The organism is Pseudomonas silesiensis (assembly GCF_001661075.1).
GTDB classification, from domain to species: domain Bacteria; phylum Pseudomonadota; class Gammaproteobacteria; order Pseudomonadales; family Pseudomonadaceae; genus Aquipseudomonas; species Aquipseudomonas silesiensis.
The window spans coordinates 2,450,284-2,464,813 of record NZ_CP014870.1 but is presented as its reverse complement, the minus strand read 5'-3'; the positions used below and the strand labels follow the sequence as shown (position 1 = coordinate 2,464,813).

General features: G+C 61.7%; 15 protein-coding genes. 14 read left to right on the top strand and 1 reads right to left on the bottom strand.

The window, feature by feature from the left end; all coding sequences use genetic code 11:
- Window positions 1-36: 36 nt before the first annotated feature.
- The 8 genes from tssA (at window position 37) to PMA3_RS11240 (ending at window position 6,786) form a co-directional block, all read left to right on the top strand.
- Window positions 37-1,128: a type VI secretion system protein TssA gene (gene tssA, locus PMA3_RS11275; RefSeq protein ID WP_064677224.1), complete on the top strand. Its 1,092-nt coding sequence runs from the start codon at window positions 37-39 to the stop codon at window positions 1,126-1,128.
- Between the two features lie 276 nt (window positions 1,129-1,404).
- Entirely contained in the window at window positions 1,405-1,995 is a 591-nt protein-coding gene (locus PMA3_RS11270) for an amino acid synthesis family protein (protein WP_064677223.1), read from the top strand.
- A gap of 45 nt (window positions 1,996-2,040) precedes the next feature.
- Window positions 2,041-2,874: an alpha/beta fold hydrolase gene (locus PMA3_RS11265; RefSeq protein WP_064677222.1), complete on the top strand. Its 834-nt coding sequence runs from the start codon at window positions 2,041-2,043 to the stop codon at window positions 2,872-2,874.
- Window positions 2,871-4,352, top strand: a complete 1,482-nt coding sequence (locus tag PMA3_RS11260) for an aldehyde dehydrogenase (RefSeq protein WP_064677221.1) — start codon at window positions 2,871-2,873, stop codon at window positions 4,350-4,352. The genes PMA3_RS11265 and PMA3_RS11260 overlap by 4 nt, the downstream gene beginning before the upstream one ends.
- Window positions 4,353-4,364: 12 nt before the next feature.
- The gene (locus tag PMA3_RS11255; protein ID WP_064677220.1) at window positions 4,365-4,850 is read left to right on the top strand and encodes a flavin reductase family protein; all 486 of its coding nucleotides are present in this window, start codon (window positions 4,365-4,367) and stop codon (window positions 4,848-4,850) included.
- Window positions 4,851-4,993: 143 nt separating this feature from the next.
- Window positions 4,994-5,383, top strand: a complete 390-nt coding sequence (locus PMA3_RS11250) for a carboxymuconolactone decarboxylase family protein (RefSeq protein ID WP_064677219.1) — start codon at window positions 4,994-4,996, stop codon at window positions 5,381-5,383.
- Between the two features lie 84 nt (window positions 5,384-5,467).
- Window positions 5,468-6,220: a GntR family transcriptional regulator gene (locus PMA3_RS11245; protein ID WP_064677218.1), complete on the top strand. Its 753-nt coding sequence runs from the start codon at window positions 5,468-5,470 to the stop codon at window positions 6,218-6,220.
- Between the two features lie 2 nt (window positions 6,221-6,222).
- Window positions 6,223-6,786 (top strand): NUDIX hydrolase, encoded by a 564-nt coding sequence (locus PMA3_RS11240; protein WP_064677217.1) that lies wholly within the window; start codon window positions 6,223-6,225, stop codon window positions 6,784-6,786.
- 111 nt (window positions 6,787-6,897) lie between these two features.
- Here the strand turns inward: PMA3_RS11240 and PMA3_RS11235 are convergent, their stop codons facing one another.
- Window positions 6,898-7,194 carry a DUF1330 domain-containing protein gene (locus PMA3_RS11235; protein WP_064677216.1) on the bottom strand — a complete coding sequence of 99 codons (297 nt, stop codon included), beginning with the start codon at window positions 7,192-7,194 and terminating at the stop codon, window positions 6,898-6,900.
- Between the two features lie 71 nt (window positions 7,195-7,265).
- Between PMA3_RS11235 and ribBA the strand changes: the two genes are divergently transcribed.
- The 6 genes from ribBA (at window position 7,266) to srmL (ending at window position 14,264) form a co-directional block, all read left to right on the top strand.
- Window positions 7,266-8,372: a bifunctional 3,4-dihydroxy-2-butanone-4-phosphate synthase/GTP cyclohydrolase II gene (ribBA, locus tag PMA3_RS11230; protein ID WP_064677215.1), complete on the top strand. Its 1,107-nt coding sequence runs from the start codon at window positions 7,266-7,268 to the stop codon at window positions 8,370-8,372.
- 470 nt (window positions 8,373-8,842) lie between these two features.
- On the top strand, window positions 8,843-9,868 hold the full coding sequence (locus PMA3_RS11225; RefSeq protein WP_064677214.1) for an ABC transporter substrate-binding protein: 1,026 nt from the start codon (window positions 8,843-8,845) through the stop codon (window positions 9,866-9,868).
- Window positions 9,865-10,809: an ABC transporter permease gene (locus tag PMA3_RS11220; RefSeq protein WP_064677213.1), complete on the top strand. Its 945-nt coding sequence runs from the start codon at window positions 9,865-9,867 to the stop codon at window positions 10,807-10,809. Before PMA3_RS11225 ends, PMA3_RS11220 begins: the two co-directional genes overlap by 4 nt.
- Window positions 10,810-10,815: 6 nt before the next feature.
- Window positions 10,816-11,625, top strand: coding sequence for an ABC transporter permease (locus PMA3_RS11215; RefSeq protein WP_064677212.1), 810 nt, complete (start codon window positions 10,816-10,818; stop codon window positions 11,623-11,625).
- A gap of 16 nt (window positions 11,626-11,641) precedes the next feature.
- A complete protein-coding gene (locus PMA3_RS11210; protein WP_064677211.1) occupies window positions 11,642-12,796 on the top strand; it encodes an ABC transporter ATP-binding protein in 1,155 nt (384 codons plus the stop codon).
- A gap of 319 nt (window positions 12,797-13,115) precedes the next feature.
- Window positions 13,116-14,264: a PheS-related mystery ligase SrmL gene (gene srmL, locus PMA3_RS11205; protein WP_064677210.1), complete on the top strand. Its 1,149-nt coding sequence runs from the start codon at window positions 13,116-13,118 to the stop codon at window positions 14,262-14,264.
- Window positions 14,265-14,530 lie beyond the last annotated feature (266 nt).

The following is a 14,530-nucleotide window of genomic DNA, read 5'->3' as shown; positions in this document are numbered from 1 at the left end:
AGGCACGGTGTTCTTTTATCTTGAACAGAGTTGCCTATGTCTGAATTTCTCAACGACCTTTCGCTGGCCGAACTGACAGCGCCCATCAATGAGGGAAGCGGCGAAGACTTGAGCTTTTCCACCTTGTTCGATCAGGTGAAGGAAGCGCGTCGAGCAGACCCCGATTACCTGACCCAGGGTGATTGGCAGACCGATCTGAAATCCTCGGATTGGGACCTGACCATCACTCTGGCTGCACAAGGCCTGGCTCGACAGAGCAAGGACTTGATGCTGGTCGCCTGGCTCAGCGAAGGCCTGGCGCACCGCTACCATTTCGTCGGCATCACCTTCGGCCTGACCCTGGCCGAGCGCATTCTGGAGGCCTTCTGGGCGGACTTGTTCCCGTCCCTTGAGGACGGCGTCGATGAGCGCGCCGCACGGCTGGCGTGGATGAAAACCTCGCTGGCGGACATCGTCGGCGCGCTGCCGATCACCCAGGGGCAGCAATACGGTTTGCTGCGGTATGACGAGTCCAGGCACGTGGAAAACCTGGCGTTGCAGAATCCCCAGGCCATGCGGGTCGCCCTCGATGAAGGCAAGATCAATGCGGAGATATTCCAGCGTTCGGTGGTATTGACCGACTCGGACTATCTGCGTCTCAAAGCCGCCGAAATCGCCGCCAGCCTGAAAGCCTGTCAGCAGCTACAGAGCGCCGCTGATCGCCACTTCGGCGCCGAAGCACCCAGTTTTGCCGGGCTCAATGACATCTTGTTCCGCGCCGGGCAACTGGCCGAGAAGCTGCTCAAGGATCGGGGCATTGAACTGCACCCGGCCCCGGTCGCGTCCGCTACGGCCCCTGAACACGCTGTTGAACAACCTGCAGGTCCTGCCATGACCCAGCCCCAAGACCTTTCAGCCACGCCGCTGCGCATCACACCGCTGACCCGCGACGAGGCCTTCACCCAGCTGGCGGGCATCGCCCGGTTCTTCAAACAGACCGAACCCCAGAGCCCCGTCCCCTACCTGATCGAACGCGCGATCAAATGGGGCAACATGCCGCTCGAGGGCTGGCTGAACGATGTGATCAAGGACAGCAATGTGGTGGACAGCATTCGTGATGTGCTGGGGACCAAGGACGCGAAGTCCTGACCGCAACACCCTCGATCTCATGTTCGCCGAAGATCCTTGTGGGAGCGGGCTTGCTCGCGATAGCAGTCTGCCAGCCAACACCTCTATTAATGTGCCGCCGCCATCGCGGGCAAGCCCGCTCCCACAGTATCCGGTGTCGTCAACCGATTCCGGGGTCGCTGAAAATCTCCCTTTTTCAAACCGTCCGACCAGAAACTCATCCGAGGGACTTGTGCTTCCGGTATTATGGTATACCATCAGACGCACAGACACCCAAAACCTCCTACGGAGCAGCTCATGAGTTTCGAAATCCGCAAGATCGTCAGCTACGTCGAAGAAACGTTCATCGAAGGCGGCAAGGCCGCTGACAGACCCGTGACCATGGTCGGCCTGGCCGTCGTCATGAAGAACCCTTGGGTGGGCAACGGTTTTGTCGAAGACCTGAAACCACAGATCCGCGAGAACTGCTCCGACCTCGGCGCCATGATGGTCGAGCGTCTGGTCGGCATCATCGGCGGCGCCGAGAAGATCGAAGCCTATGGCAAGGCGGCCGTGGTCGGCGCCGAGGGTGAAATCGAGCACGCCTCGGCGGTCATCCACACCCTGCGCTTCGGCAACCATTACCGCGAAGCGGTGAAAGCCAAGAGCTACCTGAGCTTCACCAACAAGCGCGGCGGCCCGGGCACTTCGATCCAGATTCCGATGATGCACAAGGACGACGAAGGCCTGCGTTCGCACTACATCACCCTGGAAATGAAAATCGAAGATGCACCGCGCGCCGACGAAATCGTCGTGGTCCTGGGTTGCGCCGACGGCGGCCGCCTGCACCCTCGCATCGGCAACCGTTACATCGACCTGGAAGAACTGGCGGCCGAAAAGGCCCAGTAATCCCGGTCAGCCTAACTACAACAAAAAGGCATGCAGGAGCGCTCCATGATTCGGCTCACCGCTGAACGTACCCCGGCTGGCACCAGTTACCTGGCGACCGGCCAAGGCCAGCCCGTGGTCTTGATCCACGGCGTGGGCCTGAACAAAGAAATGTGGGGCGGCCAGGTCGTTGGCCTGGCCACGAAATACCGCGTGATCGCCTACGACATGCTCGGCCATGGCGCCAGCCCGCGTCCGGCCAGCGGCACGCCCCTGCTCGGCTATGCCGACCAGCTGCTGGAGCTGCTCGACCACCTGCAGTTGCCCCAGGCGACGGTGATCGGCTTTTCCATGGGCGGGCTGGTAGCGCGGGCGTTTGCCCTGCACTACCCGCAACGCCTGCAAGGCCTGGTGGTGCTCAACAGCGTGTTCAATCGCAGCGCCGAACAGCGTGCCGGCGTCATCGCCCGCACCGCCCAGGCGGCCGAGCACGGCCCGGATGCCAACGCCGAAGCCGCGCTGTCACGCTGGTTCAGCCGCGAATACCAGGCAGCCAACCCGGCGCAGATCGCCGCGTTGCGCCAAACCCTGGCCGAGAATGACCCCCAGGGTTACCTGACCACCTACGAGCTGTTCGCGACCCAGGACATGTACCGCGCCGAGGACCTGGCGAGCATCCAGGTACCGACCCTGGTCGCCACCGGCGAACTGGACCCGGGCTCGACACCGGAAATGGCCCGGCAACTGGCCGAGCGAATTCCCGGCGCCACGGTTGCCGTGCTCGCCGAGCAGCGGCATATGATGCCGGTAGAATCGCCGCGCCTGGTCAACCAGCTGTTGCTGGAATTCCTCGACAACGCGCACGCCCGACAAAACCAGATAAAGGGGATCGTTGCATGACTCTCGCCTCCTTCCAGATGTGCATCGGCGGTGAATGGGTCGATGCCCTGTCCGGCAAGACCTTTGAAAGCCTGAACCCGGCCCTGGCCGAACCCTGGGCGCAACTGCCCGATGCCGACGAAGCCGATGTCGAACGCGCCGTACAGGCTGCGCAGACCGCCTTCGACAGCCCGGCCTGGCGCGGCCTGACCGCCACCGCCCGCGGCAAGCTGCTGCGACGCCTGGGCGACCTGATCGCCGAAAACAAGGAACAACTGGCGCAGCTGGAAAGCCGCGACAACGGCAAGCTGATCCGCGAAACCCGCGGCCAGGTCGGCTACCTGCCGGAGTTTTTCCACTACACCGCGGGCCTGGCCGACAAGCTCGAAGGCGGCACCCTGCCCCTGGACAAGCCGGACCTGTTTGCCTACACCGTGCACGAAGCCATGGGCGTGGTGGCGGCGATCATTCCCTGGAACAGCCCGCTGTACCTGACCGCGATCAAACTGGCCCCGGCCCTGGCGGCGGGCAATACCATCGTGATAAAACCGTCCGAGCATGCCTCGGCGACCATTCTCGAGCTGGCGCGCCTGGCACTGGAAGCCGGCATTCCGCCGGGCGTGGTCAACGTGGTCACCGGTTACGGCCCAAGCACCGGCGCGGCCCTCACCCGCCACCCGCTGGTGCGCAAGATCGCTTTCACCGGCGGCGCTGCGACGGCACGGCACGTAGTGCGCAGCAGCGCGGAGAACTTCGCCAAACTGTCGCTGGAGCTGGGCGGCAAATCGCCAAACATCATTTTCGCCGACGCCGACCTCGACAGCGCGATCAACGGCGCGATCGCCGGGATCTATGCGGCCTCCGGCCAGAGCTGCGTGTCCGGCTCGCGGCTGCTGGTGCAGGACGCGATCTACGATGAATTCGTCGAGCGCCTGGTCGAACGCGCCAAGCGCATCCGCATCGGCAACCCCCAGGAAGACAGCAGCGAAATGGGGCCGATGGCCACCGCGCAGCAACTGGCCGTGGTCGAAGGCCTGGTCGCCGATGCCATCGCCGAAGGTGCGCACCTGCGCCTGGGCGGCAAGCGTCCGGAGCATCTGGGCGAAGGCTGGTTCTACGAGCCGACCCTGTTCGAATGCGATAGCAACTCGATGAAGATCATGCAGGAAGAAGTCTTCGGTCCGGTGGCCTCGGTCATTCGCTTCAAAGACGAGGCCGAAGCCCTGGCGATCGCCAACGACTCGCAGTTCGGCCTCGCCGCCGGCATCTGGACCCGCGACCTGGGCCGCGCCCATCGCCTGGCCCGGGACGTGCGCTCCGGGATCATCTGGGTCAACACCTACCGCGCGGTATCGGCCATGGCGCCGATCGGCGGTTTCAAGAACAGCGGCTATGGACGCGAAAGCGGCATCGATTCGGTGCTGGCCTACACCGAGCTCAAGACGGTGTGGATCAACCTTTCCCAGGCTCCCATGCCTGATCCGTTTGTGATGCGCTAGGAGATTTGCGAAATGATCGAACCCGGCATTTACAAAGACGTCATGAGCTCGTTCCCTTCCGGGGTCACGGTGGTCACCACCCTGGACCCGGACGGCGGCATCGTCGGCATCACCGCCAGCGCCTTCAGTGCACTGTCGATCGACCCGGCACTGGTGCTGTTCTGCCCCAACTACGCCTCTGACACGTACCCGATCCTGCGCGACAGCAAGCAGTTCGCGATCCACCTGCTGTCCGCCGACCAGACCGCCGAGGCCTATGCCTTTGCCAGTAAAGGCAAGGACAAGGCCAAGGCCATCGAATGGCACCTCAGCGCCCTGGGCAACCCGTTGCTGGGCAAGGCGACGGCGATCATCGAGTGCGAACTGTGGCGCGAATACGACGGCGGTGACCACGCGATCATCGTCGGCGCGGTGAAGAACCTGATCCTGCCCGAGCAGCCGGTGACGCCGATGATCTACCACAAAGGCAAGCTGGGCCCGCTGCCCACACTGGCCTGATGGGTCTACACAACCCCCTGTAGGAGCGAGCTTGCTCGCGATGGTCATTAACGATAACGCGTGTTTACTGGATAAACGCGGCGCTCTTGAGTCCATCGCGAGCAAGCTCGCTCCTACAAGGGATCTGCGGTGAGAGGACGAACATGAGCAACGACAAGTACGAACAAGGCCTGAAAATCCGCACCCAGGTGCTGGGCGAGGCCTACGTGAAGCGCTCCATCGAGAACGCCGACGATTTCACCCGCCCGCTCCAGGAAATGGTCACCGAGTACTGCTGGGGCCACGTCTGGGGCCGTGAGGGTTTGTCGCTTAAAGAACGCAGCATGATAAACTTGGCGATGATTTCGGCCCTCAACCGGCCGCACGAACTCAAGCTGCATGTACGCGGCGCCTTGCGTAACGGGCTGAGTCGTGAACAAATACGCGAAATTCTGCTTCAGGTCGGTATTTATTGCGGTGTCCCCGCAGCCGTGGACAGTTTCCGGCTCGCCCGTGAAGCCTTCGCAGAAGCCGATGCCGAGGCCTCCAGTTAACCCTTGGCTGTTGTGATCGAGCACCGCTGGTCCACGGATCGCAGTGCTCTTTTTGCATGGACAGCCACACTCAGAGCGGACCCCATGAAACGCCTGCCACTCGACGACAGCTTCAAGGTCAATCGCAACCCCGTTACCCTGCGCGAAATCGTGCTGGATAAACTGCGAAGCGCCATCATGAACTTCCAGCTTCTGCCGGGAGACCGTCTGGTCGAGCGCGATCTGTGCGATCGCCTGGGCGTCAGCCGCACGTCCGTACGCGAAGCCTTGCGTCACCTGGAATCCGAAGGCCTGGTGGAGTTCGCCGACGCCAAGGGCCCGCGGGTCGCGATCATCACCCTGGCCGACGCCGTCGATATCTATGAGCTGCGTTGCGTGCTCGAAGGCCTGATCGTCCAGCTGTTCACCCTGCGCGCCAAGGCCAAGGACATCAAGGCCCTGGAAAAAGCCCTCGAGGAAAACCGCCAGGCCCTCAAGGAGGGCGAGCTGCAACAGGTCATCGATTCGGTGCAAGGCTTTTATGACGTGCTGCTCGAAGGCTCCGGCAACCATGTCGCGGCGTTGCAATTGCGTCAGTTGCAGGCGCGCATCAGCTACTTGCGCGCCACTTCCGTGTCCCAGGAAAACCGTCGCGGCTCGAGCAACCAGGAGATGGAGCGCATGGTCGAGGCGATCAAGAGCGGCGATCCGCTGGCCGCCCACCAGGCGTGCGTCGACCACGTACGCGCCGCCGCCTCCGTGGCCCTGGACTACCTCAAGCGCAAGCAGGAAGAGACCGGGGCGATCCCAGAGATCACCCTGCCGATCGCGCTGAAAGAACCGCGCATAGGTCGCTGATCATGTTCAGCCCGAGCTTTTGTCCAAAGTGCGGCGGCAATGACCTCAAGTCCCAGCTGCCGCCGGGCGATACGCACGAGCGCCTGATGTGCCGCGGTTGCGGCTACATCCATTACATCAATCCGAAAATCATCGCCGGCTGCATCATCGAGCAAGACGGCAAGTATTTGCTGTGCCAGCGCGCCATCCCGCCACGGCCCGGCACCTGGACCCTGCCGGCGGGCTTCATGGAAGGCGGCGAGACCACCGAACAGGCCGCGTTGCGCGAAGTCTGGGAAGAGAGCGGCGTACGCGCGGAAATTCTCTCGCCCTACTCGATCTTCAGCGTGCCGACCATCAGCGAGGTGTACATCATCTTCCGCGCCATCGCCCTGGAGATTACCGGCCAGTACGGGCCGGAAACCCTCGACTACAAATTCTTCGCGCCCGAGGATATTCCCTGGGACAGCATCTACTACCCGGCGATCCGGCAGATCCTCGAGCGCTATATCGAAGAACGCCAGGCCGGGGTGTATGGCATCTACATCGGCAACGACGATACCGGCAAGATTCACTTCATTCGCTGACGATTTCCGTCGTACACCGCCCCCCTGTAGGAGCCAGGCTTGCCGGCGATGGCGATTTCATGGACGCCTTCGCCGGCAAGCCTGGCTCCTACAGGTATTCGGCGCCATGAATCACGCCGGCGCCACACCCTCAACAATCACGATCTGCGCCCGGGCCACGCCTTCGCGGTGCCGTTTCGCCTCCTGATATTCGTCTGATCTATAGCAAGCCAGCGCCTGCTCATACGAGTCGAACTCGATCACCACATTACGCTGCGCCGCAGGCCCACCTTCCAGCCCTTCACAACGCCCGCCCCGGGCCAACAGCCGACCGCCATACAACGCAAACGCCTTCGGCGCGCGCTGGGTGTATTGGCTGTATTGGTCGGGGTCGGTGACATCTACATGAGCAATCCAGTACGCCTTCATAGTGACCTCTCGGTTAATTTTGTATTATGGTATACCACAAAGTATTTCCATCAAACACCGAGAATCCTCATATGGCCTTCAACAGCATCGAAGAAATCATCGAAGACTACCGCCAAGGCAAAATGGTGCTGCTGGTCGACGACGAAGACCGGGAAAACGAGGGCGACCTGCTGCTGGCCGCCGACCGTTGCACCGCCGAGGCCATCAGCTTCATGGCCCGGGAAGCCCGCGGGCTGATCTGCCTGACCCTTACCGACGACCACTGCCAGCGCCTCGGTCTCGAGCAGATGGTGCCGAGCAACGGCAGCGTGTTCAGCACCGCGTTCACCGTGTCCATCGAGGCCGCCGTCGGCGTGACCACCGGCATCTCCGCCGCGGACCGGGCACGTACAGTCGCCGCCGCCGTCGCCCAGGGGGCGGGTCCCGCGGATATCGTACAACCCGGCCACATCTTCCCCTTGCGCGCCAGGGAAGGCGGTGTGCTGACCCGGGCCGGGCATACCGAAGCGGGTTGCGACCTGGCCCGCCTGGCCGGTTTCACGCCCGCCTCGGTGATCGTCGAAGTGATGAACGATGACGGCACCATGGCCCGTCGCCCGGACCTGGAAGTGTTCGCCCGCCAGCACGGGATCAAGATCGGGACCATCGCCGACCTGATCCACTACCGCCTCAGCACCGAACACACCGTCGTGCGTATCGGTGAACGTGAATTGCCCACGGTGCATGGCACCTTTCGTCTGATTACCTTTGAGGATCGCATCGAAGGCGGTGTCCACATGGCAATGGTGATGGGTGAATTGCGCCGGGACGAACCGACGCTGGTGCGCGTGCACGTGATCGACCCGTTGCGCGATCTGGTGGGTGCCGAATACAGCGGTCCTTCCAACTGGACATTGTGGGCGGCCTTGCAGCGAGTGGCGGCGGAAGGTCGCGGCGTCGTGGTGGTGCTGGCCAACCATGAATCGTCCCAGGCGCTGCTCGAACGGGTGCCCCAACTGACCCAGCCGCCACGGCAGTTCAGTCGATCGCAATCGCGCATCTATTCTGAAGTGGGTACCGGCGCACAGATTCTGCAAGACCTGGGCGTCGGCAAGCTGCGTCACCTCGGCCCGCCGTTGAAATATGCGGGATTGACCGGGTACGACCTGGAAGTCGTGGAGACCATTCCTTTCGTGTAGGAGCCAGGCTTGCCGGCGAAGGCATCCGCAAGAACGCCTTCGCCGGCGAGCCTGGCTCCTACAAGCGAAGGCATCCGCAAGAACGCCTTCGCCGGCAAGCCTGGCTCCTACAAGCGAAGGCATCCGCAAGAACGCCTTCGCCGGCAAGCCTGGCTCCTACAAGCGAAGGCATCCGCAAGAACGCCTTCGCCGGCAAGCCTGGCTCCTACAAGTCCTGCATCAATGCAAGCGTTGCACCGCAAGAAAACCTGTTTTGGCTGATAGCCGGTAAGGCAAAGTGCTTGCACAAAGTTTGGAATACCATAATATGATATTCCATAGACCGATCGCTTCAGCCAAGTGCCCCCGACAGGGAAAGCACCAATAACAGCCCTTGGCACGGTCGCCGTTAGAGGCCAGATGGACCTACTGCTCCCGATAGGCGGGCATTACCAAGCCCGCTCAAAAACACAACAAATGAGGGCGTGAAAATGGTGTTGAACAAAGGTGCAACCGCTGTACTGTTCGCCGGGTTGCTGGCCACGGTCAGCCACGTGGCTATGGCGGCTCAAAGCGTCAACTTCGTCAGCTGGGGCGGCAGCACCCAGGATGCGCAGAAGCAGGCCTGGGCCGACCCGTTCAGCAAGGCCACCGGCATCACCGTGGTCCAGGATGGCCCTACCGACTACGGCAAACTCAAGGCCATGGTCGAAAGCGGCAACGTGCAGTGGGACGTGGTCGATGTCGAAGCCGATTTCGCCTTGCGCGCCGCCGCCGAAGGCTTGCTCGAACCCCTCGATTTCTCGGTCATCCAGCGCGACAAGATCGACCCGCGATTCGTCACCGATCACGGCGTCGGCTCGTTCTTCTTCTCCTTCGTCCTCGGCTACAACGAGGGCAAGCTGGGCGCCAAAAAACCCCAGGACTGGTCCGCGCTGTTCGACACCAAGACCTACCCCGGCAAACGCGCCCTCTACAAATGGCCAAGCCCTGGCGTGCTCGAACTGGCACTGCTGGCCGATGGCGTAGCCGCCGACAAGCTCTACCCGCTGGACCTGGATCGCGCCTTCAAGAAACTCGACACCATCAAGAAAGACATTGTCTGGTGGGGCGGCGGTGCGCAGTCGCAACAGCTGCTGGCCTCGGGTGAAGCGAGCATGGGTCAGTTCTGGAACGGCCGGATCCACGCCCTGCAAGAAGACGGCGCGCCGGTCGGCGTGAGCTGGAAGCAGAACCTGGTCATGGCCGACATCCTGGTCATCCCCAAGGGCACGAAGAACAAGGACGCGGCGATGAAGTTCCTGGCCAACGCCAGCAGCGCCAAGGGACAGGCCGACTTCTCCAACCTGACCGCCTATGCGCCGGTCAACGTCGACAGCGTGGCGCGCCTGGACTCGGTGCTGGCCCCCAACCTGCCGACTGCCTACGCCAAGGATCAGATCACTCTTGACTTCGCGTACTGGGCCAAAAACGGTCCGGCCATCGCGACACGGTGGAACGAATGGCTGGTCAAATGAAAATGACGGCAACCACGTCCCGTCCATCCACCCAGACCGGGGGCGCCCTGGGCGCCGCCGGCCCGGCTTCCGGCAAGGCGGCTGTGATGAACCAATCCCCTTCCCTGGCACAGCGCTGGCGCGGTTCGAGCAACCTGATCCCCGCCCTGCTGTTCCTCGGCCTGTTCTTTCTCGCGCCGTTGATCGGCCTGTTGCTGCGAGGCGTGCTGGAACCGGTGCCGGGGCTGGGCAACTACGAACAACTGTTCGCCAACTCGGCCTATGCCCGGGTCTTGCTCAACACCTTCTCGGTGGCGGGCCTGGTGACGCTGTTCAGCCTGCTGCTGGGGTTCCCGCTGGCCTGGGCCATCACCCTGGTGCCAAAGGGCTGGGGGCGCTGGATCCTCAACATCGTGCTGCTGTCGATGTGGACCAGCCTCCTCGCCCGGACCTACTCCTGGCTGGTGCTGTTGCAGGCGTCCGGGGTGATCAACAAGGCGCTGATGGCGATGGGCATCATCGATCAGCCGCTGGAGATGGTGCATAACCTCACCGGCGTGGTGATCGGCATGAGCTACATCATGATCCCGTTCATCGTGCTGCCGCTGCAGGCGACCATGCAGGCCATCGACCCGATGATCCTGCAGGCCGGCTCGATCTGCGGCGCCAGCCCCTGGACCAACTTCTTCCGGGTGTTCCTGCCGCTGTGCCGGCCGGGGCTGTTCTCCGGTGGCCTGATGGTGTTCGTGATGTCCCTCGGTTACTACGTCACCCCGGCCCTGCTGGGCGGTGCGCAGAACATGATGCTGCCCGAGTTCATCATTCAGCAGGTGCAGTCGTTCCTCAACTGGGGCCTGGCCAGCGCCGGCGCCGCGTTGCTGATCGTCATTACGCTGGTGTTGTTCTACTTCTACCTGAAGCTCCAGCCGGAATCCCCGGTTGGCGCCAGCAACGCGAGGTAAGCCGTCATGCTCCTGACCCCCAATGCCATGAGCCGGCGCATGCGCTTCGGCCTGTACTTCACCACCGGGCTGATCGCGCTGTTCCTGCTGTTGCCGATCGTGTTCATCGTGCTGCTGTCCTTCGGCTCATCCCAGTGGCTGGTGTTCCCGCCACCGGGCTGGACCCTGAAATGGTACGGCCAGTTCTTCTCCAACCCCGACTGGATGAACGCGGCGGTGGCCAGCCTCAAGGTCGCGGTACTGACCACGATCTGCGCCGTCGCCCTGGGCTTGCCGACCGCTTTCGCCCTGGTGCGCGGGCGCTTTCCGGGCCGGGAAATGCTCTACGGCCTGTTCACCCTGCCGATGATCGTGCCCCTGGTGATCATCGCCGTGGCGGTCTACGCGCTGTTCCTGAAACTGGGTTACACCGGGACCATGTTCGCCTTCGTGGTCAGCCACGTGATCGTTGCGCTGCCGTTCACCATCATCTCGATCATCAACTCGCTGAAGCTGTTCGATCAGTCGATCGAGGATGCCGCGGTGATCTGCGGAGCCTCGCGCCTGCAAGCGGTGTTCAAGGTGACCTTCCCGGCGATTCGCCCGGGCATGGTCGCCGGCGCCCTGTTCGCCTTCCTCGTGTCCTGGGATGAAGTGGTGCTGAGCGTGATGATGGCCAGCCCGACCCTGCAAACCCTTCCCGTGAAAATGTGGACCACCCTGCGCCAGGACCTGACGCCTGTGATCGCCGTCGCTTCGACGCTGCTGATCGGCCTCTCGATATTGGTCATGGTCATCGCCACCGCCGTTCGCCGGCGCAACCCAATCAGCGCCTGAGCGCCAGGAGTACGACATGAGTGCAGTGATCAAAGATGCCGCGCAGCAAAACGACAAGCCCCTGGTCAGCCTGCGTAACCTGAACAAATACTACGGCGACTTTGCCGCCGTGGATGACATCTCGCTGGACATCAAGGACGGTGAATTCCTCACCTTCCTGGGCTCCAGCGGCTCCGGCAAAAGCACCACCCTGTCGATGCTCGCCGGCTTCGAAACCCCGAGCAGCGGCGAGATCCTGGTCAACGGCCAGTCACTGGTCAACGTACCGCCGCACAAGCGCGACATCGGCATGGTGTTCCAGCGTTACTCGCTGTTCCCGCACCTGTCGGTACGCGACAACATTGCGTTCCCGTTGGCGATTCGCAAACTCGCCACCGCCGAGCGCGAACGCAGGGTCGACGCCATGCTCAAGCTGGTGCAGCTGGAACAATTTGCCCATCGCCGCCCTTCTCAGCTTTCCGGTGGCCAGCAGCAACGGGTCGCCATCGCCCGGGCCTTGGTCTATGAGCCACGCATCCTGCTGATGGACGAACCCCTCGGCGCGCTGGACAAAAAACTGCGTGAAGACCTGCAGGATGAACTGCGCCAGCTGCATCGGCGCCTGGGCATCACCATCGTCTACGTGACCCACGACCAGGAAGAAGCCATGCGCCTGTCCCAGCGCATTGCGATTTTCAGCCATGGCAAGATCGTCGGTTTGGGCAGCGGCTTCGACCTGTACCAGAATCCGCCGAATGCGTTTGTGGCTTCGTTCCTGGGGAACTCGAACTTTCTCAAGCTCAAGGCCCAGGGCAATGCGGTGGCTACGTTTGAAGGCCAGTCGTTGTCGATTCGCCTGACTGCCGGGCTGCAAACCGATCAGGATGTGCTGCTGATGGTGCGTCCGGAAAAAGCCGTGGCATTGAGTGTTGAGCAAGCGGCTGTCGAACCCTTGGCGGCCGGCTGGAATGAAGTCTCGGCCAAGGTCGTGGAAGTGTTGTTCCTGGGTGAAAGCCAGACGTGCAGCGTGGTGACGTCGGGCGGCACTTCGATGACGGTCAAGGCGCTGTCGGCGGCGGGCATGCCACTCAAGGCGGGTGATCCGGTGCGTGTGCGCTGGGCTACTGCGGATGCTTGTGTGTATACCGAGTGGGCTGAGAGCGATTTGAACAAGGCTGCCGGGGCTCATTGATTCAGCGTTGGCCCATGCCAGTGGGCCAGCGGTTACGTGTCACCCTCGGGTCGCCGCAACGTCGGGTTGCGGCGGCCTTTTTTTGTTTTTTGACTAGCACGCATATCCGTTTTTTTGGTTATGGCTGCTGGTGGTATCACCCTGACAGCGGGTCATTTAATAAAGCGAGGCTGCGATCTTTTGAACGTGTGTAAGTCATATCTGTAATACCTTTCTGAAAATCCAGAACTTCTCAATTTTGAGTTGTAGCTATTGGCCAGTTATCGCTACGTTTATTCATTAATTAAACGAAAGCGAACTTCCAATAGAGGATTAGTGTGTGCAAACACCAAAGAAATATCTGACGGAGACAGCCCTCCATCAAGCCCTGTCACTGCAAGACCTCACCGAGCAAAGCGCTCCCGATCACGCCATCCGACTGTTGCTGAATGAAATCCTCCTTGGACTTTTTGAACAAGGCTGGCCCCAGGCAAACATCCAGACAGGGCCGCGGATAGTTTCCGCTGAAGAGAACTATGGTTTGCTCGGTTATAACCCGAAAGAAATCACCCTCGGCAGTGAACATACCCGTTGGGTTGACGAGCACTCTTTGTTGCGAACGCAAACCACCAGTCAAATTCCGGCAGCGCTGCAGCGCGCGGCGGGTGTGCGGCAGCCGGGCGAGATGATTTTGCTGGCGGCGCCTGGCATCACTTTTCGCCGGGATAGCCGGGATCGCTGGCATTGTGCGGAACCACATCAAATGGACGTCTGGGTGCTCGGTGATCCTGAGCTGTCGACGCATGAACACTTGTTGCGTCTGGTCAGCGATATCCTCGAAACAGCCGTTCCCGACAAGCCCTGGGTCTACAGCAATAGCCCGCACCACTACACCGAAGGCGGAATTGAAGTGAATGTGTTGAAAGACGGCACACCGGTGGAAGTCCTGGAGTGCGGTCGTATTGCCCGGTCTTTGCTGGAGCGACTTGATATTGATCCGTTACAACATGGAGGGCTGGCGCTCGGAATGGGTCTGGATCGCCTGACCATGCTGCGTAAAGGCATCCCGGATATCCGTTTGCTGCGCGATCAGAACGTACGGGTTCAGGCGCAGATGCATGATTTGAATCCGTGGAACGCCGTCTCACGCTTGCCTTCGATTACTCGTGACATCTCGTTGGCGGTCACGCCAGGGCTGAGCGAGGAAGTGTTGACCGAGAAAATGTTACAAGCAGCTGGCGACTGCGCTGACTGGATCGAGGAAATGCAAGTCAAAGGACGCTGGGAGTTCTCGGAAGTACCCGAGCAAGCCATTGAACGCCTGGGACTGCTGCCGGGCCAGGAAAATGCACTTCTGCGTGTTGTACTGCGTGATTGTTCGCGATCAATTACAACGGCCGAGGCCAATGCCTTGTATGCAAAAGTTCAGTCGGCGCTGCATGAAGGGGCGCCGGGGGCGGGTTATAAAATGGATTCTGCCAAGGTTTAAAAACCCTCAAGGCAAACGCAAACCCTGTAGGAGCGGCATGCGGTTCAGAGAACCAGGTCGGCCCGCAGGCCGCTTCGATTTTGCTTTTGCTTTTGCTTTTGCTTTTGCGGTGTACGCCCCCTCGAGAGGCCGAGCGCAGGTTCTGCGCAGTGGGCAACCCGGCATGGATGCCGGGTTAGCCGCGCACGGCCATGGATGGCCGATCGCGGCGGGCCCACGGAGCAGGACCGGAGCGAGGGCATGCCGAGCACTAGCGAGGCACCGAA